Raw genomic sequence first — 18,576 nt, forward strand, 5'->3', positions numbered from 1 at the left:
TCCTTTTTTTGTGCCCCAACACGGCCTTCCGGAATGCCGGATGACTACCTAAATGGCTGGGGACATTAAAAAGCACACCGGATGATTGTCTAAACGAGTTGACGGTATTAACCTGAACTTCGGGCGAATGCCCGGAGCCGCAGCTGGTATTGACCGGGGGTACCGGAAGATTCGCCACAAAAAAAAATCCCCGCCTCACCTAGGAGAGACAGGGATTAGTTTGATTGTATGAGTATCTATTACTACCAATCTCAGATTATCATTCCCGCGCCCACCGTGTTGTTGGTTGCTTCATCAATCAGGATAAGGCTTCCGGTATTCCGGTTACGTTTATAGGAGTCAAAGAAAAGCGGCCTGGTCGTTTTAATGCGGATGCGCGCGATATCATTCAATCCAACGGTTTTGTCATCCACAATCTCTTCCAGTGTATTGATATTTACCTTGTGGTGCACTTCGGTTACCATACAGCGTGCTTCGTTTGATGTATGAAGTAAAGTGTACTTTTTGCGAAGTGCCATGGGCGTTTCGCTCAGCCAGCTTACCATTAATTCTATTTCCTGACCTTGCCGGGGTTGATTTTCAGCATCGGCAATCATGGAACCACGACTAATATCGATATCGTCTTCCAGCCTGATGACAACACTTTGCGGGGGGAAAGCTTCCTGTTTTTCCTCGCCACCAAAGTCGATAGCAGCAATTTTCGATTTCATCCCGGAAGGGAAAACGGCCACTTCCTGGCCCACTTTAAAAACGCCGCCGGCTACACGTCCGGCATAACCGCGATAATCGTGGTATTCATCTGCCTGCGGGCGAATAACGTACTGCACCGGGAAGCGGGGGTCCGACAAATCCTCATCGTGTTCAATCGGGATATTTTCCAATAATCCGATGAAAGTGGGACCATCGTACCAGTCGGTGTTGGTTGATCTGTCTACAACATTGTCACCCAATTTGGCACTGATGGGCAGATAATGAACATCTTTATTTCCGAGCCGATCGGCCACCTGAGTGAAATCGGCTTTTATTTCTTCGAAGCGTTCCCGGCTAAAATCAACCAGATCCATTTTGTTTACACAAACAATTACGTGCGGAATTTTCAGTAACGCAGCGATGTATGCATGACGGCGGGTTTGCTCAATAACGCCGTTCCGGGCATCGACCAGGATAACGGCTGCATTAGCTGTCGACGCGCCGGTAACCATATTCCGTGTATACTGCACGTGTCCGGGAGTATCGGCAATGATGAATTTCCGCTTCGGTGTTGCAAAGTAACGGTAAGCCACATCGATGGTAATTCCCTGCTCACGTTCGGCCCGCAAACCATCGGTCAACAGTGCAAGGTTAACTTCTTCGCCCCCCTTGCCAAAACTGGCCCGCTCAATGGCCTCCATTTGATCCTCAAAAATGGCTTTACTGTCGTATAATAGTCGTCCGATAAGCGTACTTTTTCCGTCGTCCACGCTTCCGGCAGTGGTGAAACGTAAAAGCTCCATATCGAGATATCCGCTTTCTTTTCCAGACATATTTCAGTTTTAATTAAAATGCAGAAACAGCAAGCGTTCCTGTCGGGTTATCTAATTGCGTTATGCAGGTTCTGTTAAAAGTATCCTCCCCGTTTACGGTCTTCCATGGCCGCCTCCGAGCGTTTGTCATCGGCACGGCCTCCCCTTTCGGTTACCCGGCTGATGGCTACTTCCTGGATAATGTCTTCCAGTGAATTTGCTGTTGACAGTGTTAAACCGGTACAGGTAATGTCACCGATAGTCCGGCAACGCACTTTCCGTTTTTCAACTTTTTCACCCGGTTTCAATTCCATAAAAGGTGCTTTCGCCAACCATACGCCATCGCGTTGGAAAACTTCGCGCTCGTGCGTAAAATACAGGTTAGGCATTTCAATATTTTCGAGAAGAATGTATTGCCATACATCCATTTCAGTCCAGTTACTGATCGGGAAAACCCTGAAGTGCTCGCCTACATTCTTTTTCCCGTTGAACAGGTTCCAAAGCTCGGGGCGCTGATTTTTGGGATCCCACTGGCCAAATTCATCGCGGTGTGAAAAGAAACGTTCCTTGGCACGGGCCTTCTCCTCATCGCGGCGTCCGCCGCCCATTGCGCAATCAAATTTTTCATCCTCGATGGCATCCAGCAGCGTAACCGTTTGCAGCATATTACGACTGGCATTCGGCCCTTTCTCTTCCACAGCCCGTCCGGAATTGATTGAATCCTGGACATACTTAACGATCAACCGTGTTCCGGACGATTCAGCCAACTCATCGCGAAATTTGATGGTTTCGTCGAAGTTATGCCCGGTATCGATATGCATCAGAGGAAACGGCACCCTGGCCGGAAAAAAGGCCTTACGCGCCAGGTAAAACATGACGATGGAGTCTTTTCCACCCGAGAATAGCATAACGGGATTTTCGAATTGTGCAGCCACTTCCCGTAGAATGAAGACTGATTCGGCTTCCAGTTCCCGTAAATGATTTATGGTATATTTTCCCATAGACGTTTGATTTTCCTAAATCTGATCCGTTGTGCGGATATTACATAATTATTCTCTGTTTACAGACAAGTACCCGAACAGGGCACAAAAATATATATTCTACAAAAAAAACAGCCCTGTTAAGCAAACAATTAATCAACTCAATCCGTATTCACTCTTTCGGATTTGAAAAATACCGTTATTTTTGCATTCACGTATTGATAAATCCCAAACCTATCGGGTATGAAAGAAAGAATTAATGACCTGAATGAAAAATTTCAGGAGGCAAGTGTTGGCGAAGTGCTTTCCTGGTTCTTAAAAGAATTTAAGGGAAAGATAGCTCTATCGAGCAGCCTTGGGGCAGAGGACCAAGTGCTTACCGAAATGGTTACCGGGATTGATAAAGGGGCGACTATTTTCACATTAGATACCGGCCGGCTTTTCCCGGAAACCTATGACTTAATCCACCGTACCAATACCAGGTATGGCATTAAAATCAAAGTTTTCTTTCCGGAAGCTTCACGGGTAGAGGAAATGGTGAATGAGAAGGGAATTAACCTTTTCTACGAAAGTATTGAGAACCGGAAGCAATGTTGCCATATCCGGAAAATCGAGCCTTTGAAACGGGCTTTTAAAGGATTGGATGTATGGATTTGTGGTTTACGCCGCGAGCAATCGGTTACGCGTCGGGACATGAAACTGGTGGAATGGGATGAAGCCAACGGGCTGATTAAACTCAATCCGCTTATCGACTGGACGGAAAAAGATGTATGGGATTACATTAACGAAAACAAGATTCCGTATAACCCGTTACATGATAAAGGTTTTCCGAGTATTGGCTGTCAGCCTTGTACCCGGGCCATTATGGAAGGAGAAGATGTTCGTGCCGGGCGCTGGTGGTGGGAAAACCCCGACACCAAAGAATGTGGCCTTCACAAACGATAAAATAGTTGAATTGGGAATTGGGACCTGGTCCCGTAATTATGGAAAAAGGAAAAAGCGCCCGGTAACCGGGCGCTTTTTTTATGTTCGCTATTTTCAGAAACGATATTAATCGTACTTGTGTTTGGGATCATCGCTAAGCTGAAATCCCTTGTTGTATTGCTCCATCGCCTGCAAGCTCATGCCCATTGCAGAGAAACCTCCGTCGTTGAACAGGTTCTGCATGGTGACCTTTCGGGTCAAATCGGAGAACATCACAATACAGTATTCGGCACAATCATCAGCTGTCGCATTTCCCAGCGGAGACATCCGCTCGGAGAAGTCGAGCAACCGGTCGAAACCTTTTACGCCGCTTCCTGCGGTTGTGGGCGTGGGCGACTGTGATATGGTATTAACCCTCACATTTTTTTCACGTCCGTAGATGTAACCAAAGCTACGGGCAATGGATTCGAGCAACGATTTGGCATCAGCCATGTCGTTGTAACCATAGAAGGTACGCTGTGCAGCCACATAAGACAATGCGAGTACTGAGCCCCACTCGTTGATGGCGTCCAGTTTTTTGGCCGTCTGCATCACTTTGTGAAAAGAGAGTGCCGACACATCCAGTGTTTTGTCAAGGAAACCATAATCCAGGTCACTGTAATGTTTACCTTTACGGATATTGGGTGACATTCCGATGGAATGCAGAATAAAGTCAAGCTTTCCACCCAAAACTTCCATCGACCGGACAATTAGTTTTTCCAGATCCTCAACATTTGTTGCATCAGCAGGAATTACTTCCGTGTTGCATTTTTCAGCCAACTTCGGCGTCTCTCCCATCCGGAGTGCAACCGGTACGTTGGTCAATGTAAAGGTAGCTCCTTCTTCGTATGCTTTTTCGGCAACCTTCCAGGCAATGGAATTGCTGTCCAAAGCGCCAAAAATAATACCCCGCTTACCCTTTAGTAAATTATAAGCCATAATCATAGATATTTAAAACTTGATCTCTTTTCCAAAGGCGGCAAAAATATAAAAGTTATAATAAACCTTTTTCACCAGATTATTAAACAACACCTTTCCAACCCATAATACTTAAAATTGTTCACAGGGAAGCAAAAAAAGCTCCGTTACCGGAGCAGTTCCTGTGCATTCTGTAATGCCGCATCGGAGATATTTTCGCCACTCAACATCTTGGCCAACTCCTCCACACGCTCTTTCTCCGAAAGAAGCTTAAGATGGGTAACCGTCTCGTGTTCAGTGTCCTGTTTGTATACCCAGAAGTGGTAATCGCCCTTTGCTGCCACCTGCGGAAGATGGGTAATGTTGATGACTTGCATCCCGGCAGACATATCTTTTAGGATACTCCCCATCTTTCCGGCAATTTCACCGGAAATACCCGAATCAATTTCATCAAATATGATCGTTGGCAATGCCTTCGATTTTGAAATTAATGATTTCAGCGAAAGCATTAAACGAGACATTTCTCCTCCGGAGGCCACTTTGGAGATTTCGCATAATTCGGTGTTTTTATTGGCCGAAAACATAAAACTTACCTCATCGGTTCCACTGGAGGCAGGTGTTCCGTTAGAATTCAGGTCAACCCGGAACCGGGAATTGGGCATGCCCAGTTGCAACAAAAGGCCGTTTACGCGTTCTTCAATAGCCGGCAGGACCTCTTTCCGTTGCTCCGATAACTGCTCAGCCAGTTTTTTCACTTCCGCTTCGGCAGCATCTCTTTGTTTTTCCAGTTTTTCAATTTCCAGGTCATACGAATCGATATCCGAAATTTTCGCATCGAGCGAATCCCGGATGGCAATCAGTTCAGCCACCGTTTCCACCCGGTGCTTTTGCTGTAACGTATATATCAGATCCAAACGGTCATTCAAAAACTCAATACGTCCCGGGTCGTACTCAACACTTTCGGCTGCCCGTTCGGCCTCGTCAGCAATATCTTTCAATTCGAGGTAAGTACTCTCCAGGCGCTGCCGTAAACTTTCCCCTTCCGGGAAGAAACCCTCCACCTTGCTTAACAGGCTTATGCCGTCCTTGCTACCGCGAACAACCGAAGGTCCGTCACCATTTAGGAGTTCGAAAAGTTGTGTCAGGTTTCCTTTAATTTCTTCGGTATGGTTGAGTGTTTCCAGCTCCTTTTCCATCTCTTCCTGCTCGCCATCGGCCAAAGAGGCGCTTTCGAGCTGCCCGAACTGGAACCGGAAGTAATCCAAATCAGCTTTTGATTGCCCGGCTTTTTCAAGGAGTACATTTAGAGACTGAACCGTTTTCCGGTAGATCCGGAATTTTTCCCGGTAGGTTTCCAGTAAATCGTTGTGACCGGCATACAAATCAACTACGGTAAGCTGAAAATGCTGATTATTAAGTTCGAGATTCTGGTGTTGCGAATGGATATCCACCAAACGCAGTCCCAAATCGCGCATGGCTTTCAGGTTCACCGGCGTATCGTTAATAAAGGCCCTGGATTTTCCGGATGGGCTTATTTCCCGCCGAAAAATGGCTTGATCGTCATAATCGAGATCATATTGTCCGAACAACTCTTTCAATCCATAAGCATTGACGTTAAAAACGCCTTCCACCACGCATTTCCTGTCAGTATCCTTCAATGCGGTCGTATCGGCACGTTGCCCCAGGATTAGGGATAAGGCGCCCAAAAGAATCGACTTTCCAGCACCGGTTTCACCGGTAATAATGGTAAAACCAGGTTGGAATTCCACATCAAGTTCCCGAATTAACGCATAATTACGAATCTTTAGCCGTTTTAACATAGTATTCTTTGTTAGTGGCGTTTAAATCCCGTTTGATTTTTGAATTTTTTCGTATTTCCCCGAGTTAGACGGGTCGCACTCCGAGACCACAATCATCACCCTTCGCTTTTCATCCGGTGTGCCTTTTTCAAAAATATTAACTAACTCATCTGATTTGGCATCGAAGAAAATACGGTTGATATAGGTATCCGGTTTCGTCCGGTAAATTCGCTGCATATCCGATAATGCACCGGCAATTTCGGCCCGGCCTGCATCGGGTTTATCAGCCATGACATCCAGTCCCTTCCGGTAATAGCGGTACAGCAAATCGTGAAAAGAAGAGTATGACCGGTTCAGTAAGTTCTCGGCCAACCAATAGCGATTGTAGTCGCCCTCATAAGCTTTCCATCCCTTCTCTCTCGCGTTCTGCGACCGATTTACAATGTCCTGCGCTTTTTGGAAATAGGGAGTTCCGCCTTGCGGCGAGAAAGTATCATAGTCGAAACCAATTATCATGTACGCGTAATACGCCAAAACGTTCGTCAGTGCATCCGTATTGGAAGTTTCGTCAAACTCCAGTGGTTGAAACTCCACATACCGAACGTGAAAATCATTGTCCTTAATATTCAGAAGAGTTGATTCATACGACGAGTTGAAAACCGGACGTCTCGATTGTACCTGAATCGTTCCCTTGAATTCGTCGGCCGCCACCTGCTGGGTTATCTGGATAAAAATATTGCATTCGATCCGTTCGTCCTGCGAAAACACGTTGTCGGTCCATTTGCGGTTATTCACGAACTCGTAAATATCCTTTTGCATCGACTGGAAAATCTGCTTATTGGTCCCTTCGATCCGTGAACTGGACACACTCACATTACACCGTAACTCTTGTCCAAACCCAGCTACCGAAAAGAAAACCAATAAAATAACGAGGATTGTTTTCTGCATACCTTTATCCGTTTGTCTGCCTAAATTTAGCAAAAAGGAACAGAAAGCCTACTTCCTTTCCATCATATCCAACATCGCATTTACAATATCGGCAGCCACTTCTGTTTTTGGCTTCAATCCAAAGTTGTGCTTTGTTCCGTTGCGTTCGATGATGGTAATCCGATTGGTATCGTGCTGAAAGCCCGCTCCTTTATCCTGAAGGGAATTCAATACAATGAAATCGAGATTCTTCTTTTCCAGTTTTATTCGTGCGTTATTTTCTTCGTCGTGGGTCTCCAGCGCAAACCCGACCAACAGCTGTCCTTCTTTTTTTATTTCACCCAAACTGGCAGCAATATCCGGGTTGGGTTTCAACTCGATGGTGTAGTTGCCCTTAGCACGCTTTACCTTTTGCTGTTCCTTTTTCACCGGCGCATAGTCGGACACGGCAGCCGACATAACTGCACCGTCGCAAGCAGGAAATGCAGACAGTGATGCCTGGTACATCTCGTCAGCCGATGTCACATCAATTTTCCGAATGTTGGGGTGAGAAATGCCCAGTGCAGTTGGGCCGGAAACCAGAATAACCTCTGCCCCACTATCGGCCAGACAAGTGGCAATGGCATAGCCCATTTTACCGGAAGAGTAATTTCCGATAAACCGGACCGGATCAATTTTTTCGTGTGTGGGGCCTGCTGTAACGAGGAAGGTTTTATTCAGCAGTTTTTTTTTTCGTTGAAGAAGGAAATAACCTTTTCAACAATGACTTCCGGTTCTTCCATCCGGCCCTTGCCAACCAAACCACTGGCCAATTCGCCGGACCCCGGATCGATAACGATATTGCCGTAAGATTTGATAATTCCGATGCTTTGTTGATTCGATGGATGTTGGAACATGTCCAGATCCATCGCCGGAGCGAGCATTACCGGGCACTTGGCCGACATGTAGGTAGTCACCAGCAAGGTATCGGCTATTCCATGGGCCATCTTCCCCATGGTAGAAGCGGTTGCCGGGGCGACCAACATCAGATCGGCCCATATTCCCATATCAACATGACTGTGCCACGTTCCGTCTTCACTGGAAAAAAACTCACTTACCACCGGCTTTCCGCTCAGGGCCGAAAGAGTCAGCGGAGTAATAAACTCCTTCGCCGAAGGGGTCATCACCACCTGTACTTCGGCCCCTTCTTTCACCAGCCCCCTTAAAAGATAAGCAGCCTTGTAGGCTGCTATGCTTCCGGTTACGCCAAGTATAATTTTTTTTCCCTGGAGTTTCATCTATTCCTAATTTGCTACCGCAACCCAACCACTCAGCGAGCGTCGGCAATAATCTTATTTCCGGTCTTTAGCCGGATTGCGGAAATAAATCTGATCGTCTTTCATCTCTTCGTAAGCGATAAGTGTCGGTTTCGGCAGACGCTCATAAAAACGTGAGATTTCAATCTGCTCACGGTTTTCAAAAACCTCTTCTAAATTATCGGTGTACGAAGCAAATTCCTGCAATTTCTGATTCAGCTCCTCTTTCAACTCAGCGCTAATCTGATTGGCGCGTTTGGACAGGATCATGATCGACTCATAGATATTTCCTGTGCCTTTTTCCAGTTCATGCAAGTCTCGCGGGACTGTTGAGCCAGGGGCTTTGGTCTTCTTGTAATCCATACTATTTACTATCGATTTTTAAATCTTCATCCGTAATATTCAACAACTTCTTTGTATTGTTAAAGTATTTGTCAACTTCTTTCCGATGATCACTATTTGGGTAATCATCTATAAAGGTATAATATTCATCGAGGGTCGCATTCAATCGATCTTCTTTTTTCTCCGGAATACTGTTTTCCGCTAACAGATACTTCGATTTCAGTAACAAAAACATCAGTTCTTCACGATATTGGGAATCCGGGAAATCCTTCAGACTGTTTGACAGTGAAACAACAGCTGCCCTGTAGTCACCCAAATCGTAATACAAACGCCCACTCAAATATGATTTGTAAACCAGCTTTTCGCGAAGTTCATCAATCAACTTGGTTGCCTCCTTTACATCTTTTCCATTCGGATAAAGATTAATGTAAAGCTGCAATGCATCGATTCCCTTGTGGGTTATTTCCTGATCCAGCCGTGTATTCGGTGAATTCTTGTAATAACAATAACCGATCATGTATTGTGCTTCCTCAGAGTAATCACTCCGGGGAAACTCTTTCAGCAGTTGCCTGAAATAGTGCCCGGCAAGCAAATAATCCTTCTGACCGAAATAACTCTTTGCCAAATAATAATAAACCTGGTCCGCGCGACTTGTTCCCCTGTAAATATTTACCAGCTCCTGGTAAAGGGTTGTGGCACGGCTGAAGTCACCATTGTCATAATACTCTTTGGCCTTCTTAAATTTAAATTCGTAATCGGTACTTTTAAGAATTTTCTGATAGTTGCTACACGATGCAGCAATAGTTGCCAGTAAGGCGAACATGAAAATAAACCTCAGTTTGCGAATCATTTTGCAAAGATAATTTTTTTCAACAATTCAAAACATCAAAATCTCAGAATTAAAGGGAGGTGCTTCAAACCTTTCCTTTTAAACTTTTAACTGTTTTACAACCTAATTTAACTTAGATAAAAAACGGGGAATAAAGGTTGCAAAAAGTCCTGAGAAATTGGGGCTTGCAGCAGTAATCCCAAACCTTACCAATGCTACTCTATCGCTGTTTATACCTCATGTTCAGCAGGTAGGGGGTGTTTGGTATAAAATCAAAAAAGTTTACTTTTGCATTGTTTTAATCAAAACCGCATGAATCGTGGATATTTTTGAGAAAATAAAAACCAACAAGGGGAATATCGGCCAGTACAAGAAAGAAGCTCATGGCTATTTTTCTTTTCCGAAACTCGAAGGAGAGATCGGCCCGAAAATGAAATTTCGCGGGAAAGAGGTACTGAACTGGAGCCTGAACAATTACATCGGATTGGCAAACCATCCGGAAGTACGTAAGGCTGATGCTGAAGCTGCAGCCCAATATGGTATGGCTTACCCTATGGGGGCCAGAATGATGTCAGGACAAACCAGCAAGCACGAAGAACTTGAGAAAGAGCTGGCAGATTTTGTCGGTAAACCTGATGCGTTTCTGCTGAACTATGGTTACCAGGGAATGGTTTCCACCATCGATGCCATTGTCGGAAGAAATGACGTTGTTGTTTATGACGCCGAGTCACATGCCTGCATTCTGGACGGAGTTCGTCTCCATATGGGTAAACGTTTTGTATACCTGCATAACGATATGGACAGTTTGCGTAAGCAACTGGAACATGCTACCAGCCTGGCACAAAAAACAGGTGGAGGTATCCTGGTTATCACCGAAGGTGTTTTCGGGATGTCGGGTGATATGGGACGTCTCGATGATATTGTTGCGCTGAAAAAAGAGCACAGCTTCCGTCTTCTGGTAGATGACGCACACGGTTTCGGGACCATGGGTAAAACTGGTGCCGGTAGCGGTGAAGAGCTCGGTGTCCAGGATGAAATTGATATGTATTTCGGGACCTTCGCTAAATCGATGGCCGGAATTGGCGCCTTCATTGCCTGTACAGAAGAAGTTTGCGATTACCTGCGCTACAATATGCGTTCGCAAACCTTTGCCAAATCGTTGCCGATGCCAATGGTGATTGGAGCGCTGAAGCGCCTTGAACTGCTCCGCACCCAACCGGAACTTCGTGAACAACTATGGACCATTGTCAACGCATTACAGAATGGCTTAAAAGAGGAAAACTTTGATTTGGGTGTCACCAACTCACCGGTTACTCCCGTTTACCTGTCGGGAAGTGTTGCCGAAGGAACCAACGTGGTAATGGATTTGCGTGAGAATTACAACATTTTCTGCTCTATCGTTGTGTATCCTGTTATCCCGAAAGGTCAGCTGCTGTTACGTCTTATCCCGACGGCCAGCCACACCATCGAAGATGTGGAATATACCATCAAAGCATTTTCGGAAGTAAGGAAAAAACTGGAATCAGGGAAATACTCCACGACGAAAATGGCTCAAATATCGTAACGATATAATAAAGCGTTCAAAAGAAAAGCCTCCCGTTTGGAAGGCTTTTTTATTTGTCAAAATCAATGAGAGGTAAATATTAGCTATTCTTTTCCGACAGGTAACGCTCAGCGTCGATAGCTGCTTTACACCCCGAACCGGCGGCAGTAACCGCCTGACGATAGGTACTGTCCATCACGTCGCCACAGGCAAATACACCTTCGGCATCAGTCCTGGAACTATTGCCAATGGTATGAATGTATCCTACATCATCTGTTTTCACGTAATCTTTGAAGATGTCGGAATTCGGTTTATGACCGATGGCCAGGAAGAATCCGTCAATTTTAATCTGAACCTCTTCCTCATTGGCTTCCCCTTTGTTCTTCCATAGCGTAGCTCCTTCTACTACCCCATCTCCAAACAAACCTTTGGTCTGATGTTTCCAAAGAATCTCAATATTCCTGGTTTTGAATACGCGCTCCTGCATTACTTTCGAAGCACGCAGCTCATCGCGACGGACAATCAAGTAAACTTTGCTACATAATCCAGCCAAATACAATGCTTCTTCTGCTGCGGTATCACCACCTCCAACAACCGCTACATCTTTACCGCGGTAGAAGAAACCATCGCAGGTAGCGCAAGCTGAAACCCCCGAACCAGCATATTTCTTCTCATCTTCCAGACCAAGGTACTTGGCCTCTGCTCCGGTAGCAATAATTACTGTATCGGCCTCAATTATCTTCTTATTGTCGATGGTAATGCGGTGAGGGGGACCATCCATTTCAGCTTTTGTTGCCAGGCCCCAGCGGACATCGGTTCCAAAGCGTTTAGCCTGTGCTTTCAGGTCTTCCATCATCACCGGGCCGGTAATTCCTTCCGGGTAACCGGGAAAATTTTCAACTTCGGTGGTGGTCGTCAGCTGTCCCCCGGGCTGCAAGCCTTCGTACATTACCGGACTCAGATTGGCACGGGCGGCATAAATGGCTGCTGTGTATCCGGCAGGTCCTGAGCCGATGATCAGGCATTTTACTTTTTCAACTTCTCCTGCAGGTCCAGTCTTTTTCGATTGACTATCCCCCAGATTCATGGATTTAAACATCTCTATAATTTTTTCGTTTTTAATTCTTTTCTTATTTGGTGACAAAGTTACACATCAAAGCGTTTTGTTCCGAAGAATATCAATTGATTCTTGTTATCTGAACATAAACAAAACCTATGAGGGCATCACGCTTGTTCCTTCCATGAAATTCCGTACGGGTGAAAACCAGTACTATAAGCGAAAACACTACAATAGACAGGATTTTTTGAGTTGAAAATTTTGTATAATTGAAAAAGGGACCTACATTTGCATCCGCATAAGCAAATCGGGGTGTAGCTCAGCTTGGTTAGAGTACTCGTCTGGGGGGCGAGGGGTCGCAAGTTCAAATCTTGTCACCCCGACAGATTAAAAATCAAAGAGTTATGAAATAAATTCATAACTCTTTTTTTATGCTTCCTGCCGTTTTCCTGCCGCTTTCTTAAAATAAACACTTGCAAAAAAACGCATATAGTCTGCTGCAACTCCCTGCCATCGCTACCCCGACTAAGTGATGGCAGGGAGATCATTCATTTGCTTCATGTGTATTGATGTACTGCAATTGCTTCGGCAACTCTTCTTCCGATTTATGAAGAAATCTCCCATAATTGCTGTAATGCCAGACACGGTAAATAGTCCATTGTTCGCCTGCAACGTGAACCGTTGCTTTTTTTAGATGGAATTCAGGCAACTCAATAATCTTACCCCTTTCCACTTTCAATCCGCTGCAAATAGACTCAAATACCTTTTCTCCAAAGCAAATAATGGATCTTTGCGGACAACGCATAAATGAAAGTTTCTCGATAAGCTTATTAACGGTAGTCTCTTCATTGACTTTCACCTTGGTAGAATCCGTTTGAACCTCTATCGTCAAGTCAGTCATAAAACTACCGATCAAATTCTCCAATACCTCATCCTGAATAATTTTCTTTAATCGATTATCTCCAACGTGACGACCTGCATGAAAGTTTCGGAATGGAGTATGCTCATTTCTCTCGGCGCCATTTGACCGATTCAACCCCAGAAACACGAACCTGGAATTCAAAATATCTAACTTAGATTGAAAGAAATCAAGTGTGTTATTCCCGTCTTCATTCCAAACCGCCCAACTGTTTAGTACATCATTCTTTAATTCTTCAAAAATTTCATGTGATATCTGATACATGCCAATAAAATTTAGCAGTTTAACAAAAGAAATTATTTTACTGAAAAACCAAAAGACTATTTCAGGGAGTAGGGTGGTACTAAAATATCAAAGACAAAAGGCACTAGCTTACTGCCCATTACTTTTTTTAGATTGCCCTATTATTCTTGCAACCTCTCTAAGAGCACCACTAGGATCTGACCTGAATCCGGTACCTACAGGTGATTTTTTGTTTCTGCTAAAAGGCGTATTAAAAAAGGAAGAAGAGTGTAATTCATCAAGAACACCATTTCCACTGGAAATTTGACTGAGTAATTCAGCGACTTTGACCGGAGTAAAATAGTTAATAACCTCATCTTCTTCATCAATCATTTCCTGAGTTACGGGAATCTAAACAGCTTTAAATGCAACACTTAGCCTGTCGGTAAGTAGAAGCTTTCTTTTTGCGCTTATTCGTTCTTTAAACTCTTTGCAAGCCAATCATTTAAAAACGATTCGTTATCATATTTTGCGCCAAAGTCAGTATCTCTTGTTACCAGTACAATATGTTTCCTTGAATCTTTAGCACATTTAACAAACACGGGATGGGCACAAAGTCCTGAGAAAATGAGTTACCAGGCAATTATCCGTGACAGCAAAGGCAACCTTATACGCAATCAACAGGTTGGTATGCGGATTAGCATCATTCAGGGTACGATAGACGGTAAAATCGTTTATTCCGAATTGCAAACTCCCACCACCAATACGAACGGATTAGCGCCCCTGGTTATAGGAACAGGCGTTACCAATAACGACTTATCATCGATTGACTGGGCCAATGGGCCCTATTTTATTAAAACGGAAACCGACCCAAATTACAGCGCATCAGTCGCTGCCAACATCACAGCTGCCGATACAACCCGCTGGCACAATAAGGTGGAAAGTAGTAGCTTGGCGACAGTTGCTACCACTGGTAAGTATTCCGACCTGACCGGTACCCCGACATTGGCTGCCGTGGCAACAAGTAACGATTACAACGACTTAAGCAACAAGCCGGCTTTGGCGACAGTTGCCTCCAGCGGAAGCTACAACGACCTGAATAATAAATCCACTACAGACGGCTCCGAAACAAAGATTAATGCCGACAGTAATGTAACAGTTACCGGGAGCGGTACCAGCGCCAGTCCCTACGTGATTAGCTCTTCGGGAGGTTCATCGGGACCGACCATCAAAGAGGTTACTGCCACAACCACATTAACCTCGTCGGATGAACTAGTATTCTGTGCCGGAGCGTTTAGTGGGGGCCCAACCTATACCGTATATCTTCCGTCCAGTCCTAAGGATGGCCAACATCTTGAGATAAGTACAAAAAATGGAATGTTACAGTAGCCGACTCAAACCGCAGTATTTTCGTTAGTGGCACGGAACAAACCGCCAGTACTACCTTGCTAAATTTTGGCAGTTTGAATGTGAATATGATGATTTTCAGATACAGTGCCACCTTAAATGCGTGGTTTATGAACTATCATTAACAGGAAAAAGACAGGATATCTTTCGAGTAATTGAATGACACTTACTTTTTTTCCCCGGTACGACCGTTATTTTGAAGGCACCATTTTTCCTGGGCCAGACGGACGGGGTGCCTTGATGACCAGAACACGAGCGACCTGTTCGGATTCATTCAGTAGTGAATGGACAATATGTGCCGGACTTTCAATTAACGTATCCTCCTCAAAATGCTTTGTTTCTTCACCTATCAGCACCGTCGGTCTTCCTTCCAGTACATAAAAGGTAACATCGACCGGGGTAGTATGAGGTTTTAGTCCCTCTCCCGGTTGAAGTGTCATGTGCATGATCTGTGCAGTTGGATCATCATACATTTTGTGAACTTCCACGCCATGTGGGTTTTCCTTTTTAGGAGTTGAATGAATAGTTCTTGCAATCATTGTCATGTTATTTTTTGTGTTTGAATTTTTTACGGTAAACCATGTAACCACTTATCACTATCATCGCAGATGTTAAACTGATAAGGGGTACCAGCAGGATATAAAAGTCTCCCAGCAAAAATTGGAAGAAGCGTCCGGTATGGATTTCGAGGCACAGACTCCACAGCGACATACGGGATTCCCTGATAATTTGACTCGGCATATCAGGAAACGGTGCTGCATGGTGCAGGGGAATCATGCCTCGGTCATAATCAACCAGATACTGGTCTCCATTGGGTTTGGTAATCATACCTGTCACTTTGTAGTTCCCGATGGGACGCCCCGACGGATTTACCTTGTAGAGCTTCCCATTGGTATAATCATAAATGTCGTGATGACCTGGTTGCCAACGAAATAACCCAGTGAAAGATCCGACCAGAAAAGCACTGTCACCGTTACATTCCAGTGCGTTAATCCCCATGACGCTTACCGGTGGTTGTACATGGAAAGGCACTGGTGTAAGTGACCCGGGCTTCATATAAAACATTCCTTCAGAGGTCGATAACATCCAACGGTTTTCGCACACGTCGAAATGGAGATCCCGTAACTTATCATACCAGAGGTTGGACTGATCCATCTTCGAATACTTTAAGGGAGCGATTTTCGCTTTTGCCACTGCAATCAGAGCCGGGGGCCGGAGAAACATCCCGGTAAAGAAAAGGATGAAAAGAAAGATAAATAACCAGGCCCCGACTTTGTTATGCCATTTGAGCGACCATCGGCTCATGCTCACCTGATACTTTATTTTCTTCTTTCTCCTTTTCCTCCTCCTGAGCCATCCCGGGAAAAAGAAATAGATCAGGCCGGTAACTGAAAGAAAGACCGTCACCAATCCCAGAAAGTCGACAAAAAGCTGGCCCGGTAATCCAAAGATCTCCCCCGAATGAATCTGCCAAATGGTTAAAAACAAAGGAACAGTCTTTCGGTAATCGATAGGTCCATTCAGTTCAATCTTTTTAAACCGGGTATGAATGCCAGCCGATTTTCCCTTAAAGAGCCAGGAACGGTTGATTGCATAAATGGTATCGTTGATACTTTGAACAGCAACAAACCGGTTGATCTGTACATCGAGTGGAAATTTCACCCATTGCTTTTCGGCCGTATTAAAAGCGTATAACCCAAACTGGGTGGCAGCATAAAGATGGCCGTCAGCCGTCCGGTGGAGATCAAATATCTTCCGGTTGTCAGCACCATAGGGAAAACCGGCATTGAGCGACCGATAGTTTTCGAATGTGGAATCGGTCACCCAGATGCCGATATTTCCGTATACCATGATGCTATCCGGGTGGATAATTAAATTCCCCTTCAAAGCACTGTTGTTCCAATGATGATATTGAAAGTTGTCCGGCAAATTACTTCGATCTACATCCAGACCGGAAAAAAACTGCCGATGATTCATAAATATGCCGGTAATACCATAGTACAGTAACAAAAACGACACGATTACTCCCGGCCACCGGTGTAGTTTCTTCCAACGCGATCTGACTGCTCCCATCACTCCAAATCCTTCTTACCAGCCGGTCATTTAGTTCGCGAACAACGTTTCATACCCTTTCACCGTCTCAACGGTCAACGTTTTGGAATCGGCTTCCCGGTAACGCTGCAGTACCGTCTCTTTTTGGCTATCATCCAGTGCCTCCTCTGCCATGGGATAAAGAATATGGTCTTCCTTGTAGATGTGTCCCTGCAATAACCGGCAATAATTATGCGCATTGGCTATCACGGCGGGTACATCCTTCTCTTGAAGGGCCTTCTCCATATTCCGCACAAAACTGCGGCTTTCCTCATGTTCATGCAGCATCACCGGGATCGGATTGCAATGCAGGCAATCCTGGTTCTCCAGCATCGCTTCAAAGAGAATCTTTTCCTCCTTGGCATGATGGTATCTATCGGCATAATTCCGGATAAAATCGATAGTGTGTTCAATAAACTCCGGATTCAGAGTCCCTCCGCATTCCAGCCGCTGGCACTCCTCCAGCACCTCGTCTATCACCCGTAAAATGTTTCGATGTTCCGCTGTTAATTGTTCTGTTACGTTTTTCATCTCTTTATGATTTAAGTGGTTTTTAGAGCTTCCCCCAACAAGGCTGACCTCAGTCCCAATCCAGCAAGCGTCTGTCTCCCTCAATTTTTTGAATTCCGGATATCTCCTGCGTTACCTCCAGTGTACCTTTGAAAGTTTCTTTCTCATCCCGCACTGCATAGTACCGGATGAGTACGTATTTTTCACCCATATGAATCCAGAAAGAGGCTTCATCTTTTTCTCCGTTTCGGAAAGAATCCACAATACGGTTCACCACATCGACGCTTTCAGCAGGATGACAGTTTTGTACCTTACGACCTATAATTCCGGTCGCCCGCGGGAAGATCCGGTGTTTTGGAGAAGAGAAGTAAGCAACGGTATCGGCTTCATCTACAAAAGTGATATCCACCGGAAGGTGATTCAGCATCAACTCAGTCTGCTCTACCGTCAGTCTCCCGGTTTTAAACTGAATAGGCTGATCATTTTTCTTGCTTTGCTTCTTTGCCTGTGAGGGTACTTCCATTTCAACGAAAGACAATCCAATCCCGGCGGTCTGAGCCAGCATATCATTCAAATCTTCTGTATCAGTCTTCTCCAGTAAAAGAGGATACAGAATTTTCTCTTCCCGGAATATGATGGTACCGATGTTGAAGTAAAGTAAACTGCTGATCTTGTTGAAACGGATGACGTCAAAAGGTTCCTCTCCCAATAATCCGAGGACCTCCCTGACGTTTCTGCGGATATCATCATGAAAACTCCACATTAGTTTCAGGCAGGCATGGTGGCTCCATTTCTGCTCGATGTAGGGAAACAGGACATTTTCCTTGACAACGTAATGCGTCATGAACCGCTGAAGTTCTTCGAACCGGATTCGCAAAGCCGAAATAGTCTTTGTCGAAACGTCACTGTTGACCAATTTGATCAATGGTTTCGTTTCTTGCAACAAGCGGCTTACACCCTGGTTATTTCGCACCAGGTAGTCAACAAACGAATTAGGCTGCGGAGTGACGGCAGGGTATTCGCAAAGCATTTTGTACAAAATATTGAACAACTTGTTAGAAGCCATTTTCAAGTTATCCATATCAGGTTGCTGCTGAAATACCCTGTCGAATACCACTAGAATATCGGCAGGTGTAAATTGGGTAGTCAGTATTTCATACTTTTCTACGAGGTCCCTGCCTTTCTCCCTGTCGAGTAACCCGAGCAGGTAAGCTGTTAAAGCACTAATTCGCTTTTCCGATTTCTTTGTAAACTCTGACATGCATTTTGATT

19 protein-coding genes and 1 tRNA gene are annotated in these 18,576 nt (G+C 44.9%); 4 read left to right on the forward strand and 16 right to left on the reverse strand.

Features of this window, described 5'->3' with window-relative positions:
• Window positions 1–251: 251 nt before the first annotated feature.
• Window positions 252–1,523 (reverse strand): sulfate adenylyltransferase subunit 1, encoded by a 1,272-nt coding sequence (locus GJU82_RS07995; RefSeq protein WP_153631669.1) that lies wholly within the window; start codon window positions 1,521–1,523, stop codon window positions 252–254.
• Between the two features lie 74 nt (window positions 1,524–1,597).
• Entirely contained in the window at window positions 1,598–2,503 is a 906-nt protein-coding gene (gene cysD / locus GJU82_RS08000) for a sulfate adenylyltransferase subunit CysD (RefSeq protein ID WP_153631670.1), read from the reverse strand.
• Between the two features lie 222 nt (window positions 2,504–2,725).
• Here cysD and GJU82_RS08005 point away from each other — a divergent pair, with 222 nt between their 5' ends.
• Complete coding sequence (locus GJU82_RS08005; RefSeq protein WP_153631671.1) at window positions 2,726–3,427, forward strand: phosphoadenylyl-sulfate reductase; 702 nt, start codon at window positions 2,726–2,728, stop codon at window positions 3,425–3,427.
• Window positions 3,428–3,532: 105 nt separating this feature from the next.
• Here GJU82_RS08005 and GJU82_RS08010 read toward each other — a convergent pair whose 3' ends face one another.
• The 7 genes from GJU82_RS08010 to GJU82_RS08035 all read right to left on the reverse strand — a co-directional run bounded on the left by GJU82_RS08010 (window position 3,533) and on the right by GJU82_RS08035 (window position 9,576).
• Window positions 3,533–4,384: an enoyl-ACP reductase gene (locus tag GJU82_RS08010; protein ID WP_153631672.1), complete on the reverse strand. Its 852-nt coding sequence runs from the start codon at window positions 4,382–4,384 to the stop codon at window positions 3,533–3,535.
• A gap of 146 nt (window positions 4,385–4,530) precedes the next feature.
• Window positions 4,531–6,183 (reverse strand): DNA repair protein RecN, encoded by a 1,653-nt coding sequence (gene recN, locus GJU82_RS08015; RefSeq protein WP_153631673.1) that lies wholly within the window; start codon window positions 6,181–6,183, stop codon window positions 4,531–4,533.
• 21 nt (window positions 6,184–6,204) lie between these two features.
• Entirely contained in the window at window positions 6,205–7,110 is a 906-nt protein-coding gene (locus GJU82_RS08020) for a DUF4835 family protein (protein ID WP_153631674.1), read from the reverse strand.
• Between the two features lie 48 nt (window positions 7,111–7,158).
• The gene (locus tag GJU82_RS17445) at window positions 7,159–7,812 is read right to left on the reverse strand and encodes a phosphopantothenoylcysteine decarboxylase (RefSeq protein WP_308788840.1); all 654 of its coding nucleotides are present in this window, start codon (window positions 7,810–7,812) and stop codon (window positions 7,159–7,161) included.
• On the reverse strand, window positions 7,806–8,366 hold the full coding sequence (locus GJU82_RS17450; RefSeq protein ID WP_228488625.1) for a flavoprotein: 561 nt from the start codon (window positions 8,364–8,366) through the stop codon (window positions 7,806–7,808). Before GJU82_RS17450 ends, GJU82_RS17445 begins: the two co-directional genes overlap by 7 nt.
• 54 nt (window positions 8,367–8,420) lie before the next feature.
• Window positions 8,421–8,747 carry a DNA-directed RNA polymerase subunit omega gene (locus GJU82_RS08030; protein ID WP_153631675.1) on the reverse strand — a complete coding sequence of 109 codons (327 nt, stop codon included), beginning with the start codon at window positions 8,745–8,747 and terminating at the stop codon, window positions 8,421–8,423.
• Between the two features lies 1 nt (window position 8,748).
• A complete protein-coding gene (locus tag GJU82_RS08035) occupies window positions 8,749–9,576 on the reverse strand; it encodes an outer membrane protein assembly factor BamD (protein ID WP_228488626.1) in 828 nt (275 codons plus the stop codon).
• A gap of 298 nt (window positions 9,577–9,874) precedes the next feature.
• Between GJU82_RS08035 and GJU82_RS08040 the strand changes: the two genes are divergently transcribed.
• Window positions 9,875–11,119, forward strand: coding sequence for an aminotransferase class I/II-fold pyridoxal phosphate-dependent enzyme (locus GJU82_RS08040; RefSeq protein ID WP_153631676.1), 1,245 nt, complete (start codon window positions 9,875–9,877; stop codon window positions 11,117–11,119).
• Window positions 11,120–11,198: 79 nt separating this feature from the next.
• Here the strand turns inward: GJU82_RS08040 and trxB are convergent, their stop codons facing one another.
• Complete coding sequence (gene trxB / locus GJU82_RS08045; RefSeq protein WP_228488627.1) at window positions 11,199–12,197, reverse strand: thioredoxin-disulfide reductase; 999 nt, start codon at window positions 12,195–12,197, stop codon at window positions 11,199–11,201.
• A gap of 266 nt (window positions 12,198–12,463) precedes the next feature.
• Between trxB and GJU82_RS08050 the strand changes: the two genes are divergently transcribed.
• Window positions 12,464–12,538, forward strand: a tRNA-Pro gene (locus tag GJU82_RS08050).
• Between the two features lie 161 nt (window positions 12,539–12,699).
• Here GJU82_RS08050 and GJU82_RS08055 read toward each other — a convergent pair.
• On the reverse strand, window positions 12,700–13,338 hold the full coding sequence (locus GJU82_RS08055; protein ID WP_153631677.1) for a hypothetical protein: 639 nt from the start codon (window positions 13,336–13,338) through the stop codon (window positions 12,700–12,702).
• A gap of 108 nt (window positions 13,339–13,446) precedes the next feature.
• On the reverse strand, window positions 13,447–13,689 hold the full coding sequence (locus GJU82_RS08060; protein WP_153631678.1) for a hypothetical protein: 243 nt from the start codon (window positions 13,687–13,689) through the stop codon (window positions 13,447–13,449).
• A gap of 234 nt (window positions 13,690–13,923) precedes the next feature.
• Here GJU82_RS08060 and GJU82_RS08065 point away from each other — a divergent pair, with 234 nt between their 5' ends.
• Window positions 13,924–14,685, forward strand: coding sequence for a hypothetical protein (locus GJU82_RS08065; RefSeq protein WP_153631679.1), 762 nt, complete (start codon window positions 13,924–13,926; stop codon window positions 14,683–14,685).
• Window positions 14,686–14,894: 209 nt separating this feature from the next.
• Here the strand turns inward: GJU82_RS08065 and GJU82_RS08070 are convergent, their stop codons facing one another.
• The 4 genes from GJU82_RS08070 to GJU82_RS08085 are packed head-to-tail and all read right to left on the reverse strand — an operon-like array spanning window position 14,895 to window position 18,565.
• Window positions 14,895–15,242, reverse strand: coding sequence for a cupin domain-containing protein (locus GJU82_RS08070; RefSeq protein ID WP_153631680.1), 348 nt, complete (start codon window positions 15,240–15,242; stop codon window positions 14,895–14,897).
• 7 nt (window positions 15,243–15,249) lie between these two features.
• Window positions 15,250–16,776 carry a PepSY-associated TM helix domain-containing protein gene (locus tag GJU82_RS08075; protein WP_153631681.1) on the reverse strand — a complete coding sequence of 509 codons (1,527 nt, stop codon included), beginning with the start codon at window positions 16,774–16,776 and terminating at the stop codon, window positions 15,250–15,252.
• Window positions 16,777–16,806: 30 nt separating this feature from the next.
• Complete coding sequence (locus tag GJU82_RS08080) at window positions 16,807–17,325, reverse strand: hemerythrin domain-containing protein (protein WP_153631682.1); 519 nt, start codon at window positions 17,323–17,325, stop codon at window positions 16,807–16,809.
• Window positions 17,326–17,374: 49 nt separating this feature from the next.
• Window positions 17,375–18,565 (reverse strand): PAS domain-containing protein, encoded by a 1,191-nt coding sequence (locus tag GJU82_RS08085; RefSeq protein ID WP_153631683.1) that lies wholly within the window; start codon window positions 18,563–18,565, stop codon window positions 17,375–17,377.
• Window positions 18,566–18,576: the final 11 nt, after the last annotated feature.

Source organism: Prolixibacter sp. SD074 (assembly GCF_009617895.1).
In the GTDB taxonomy this organism is placed as follows: Bacteria; Bacteroidota; Bacteroidia; order Bacteroidales; family Prolixibacteraceae; genus Prolixibacter.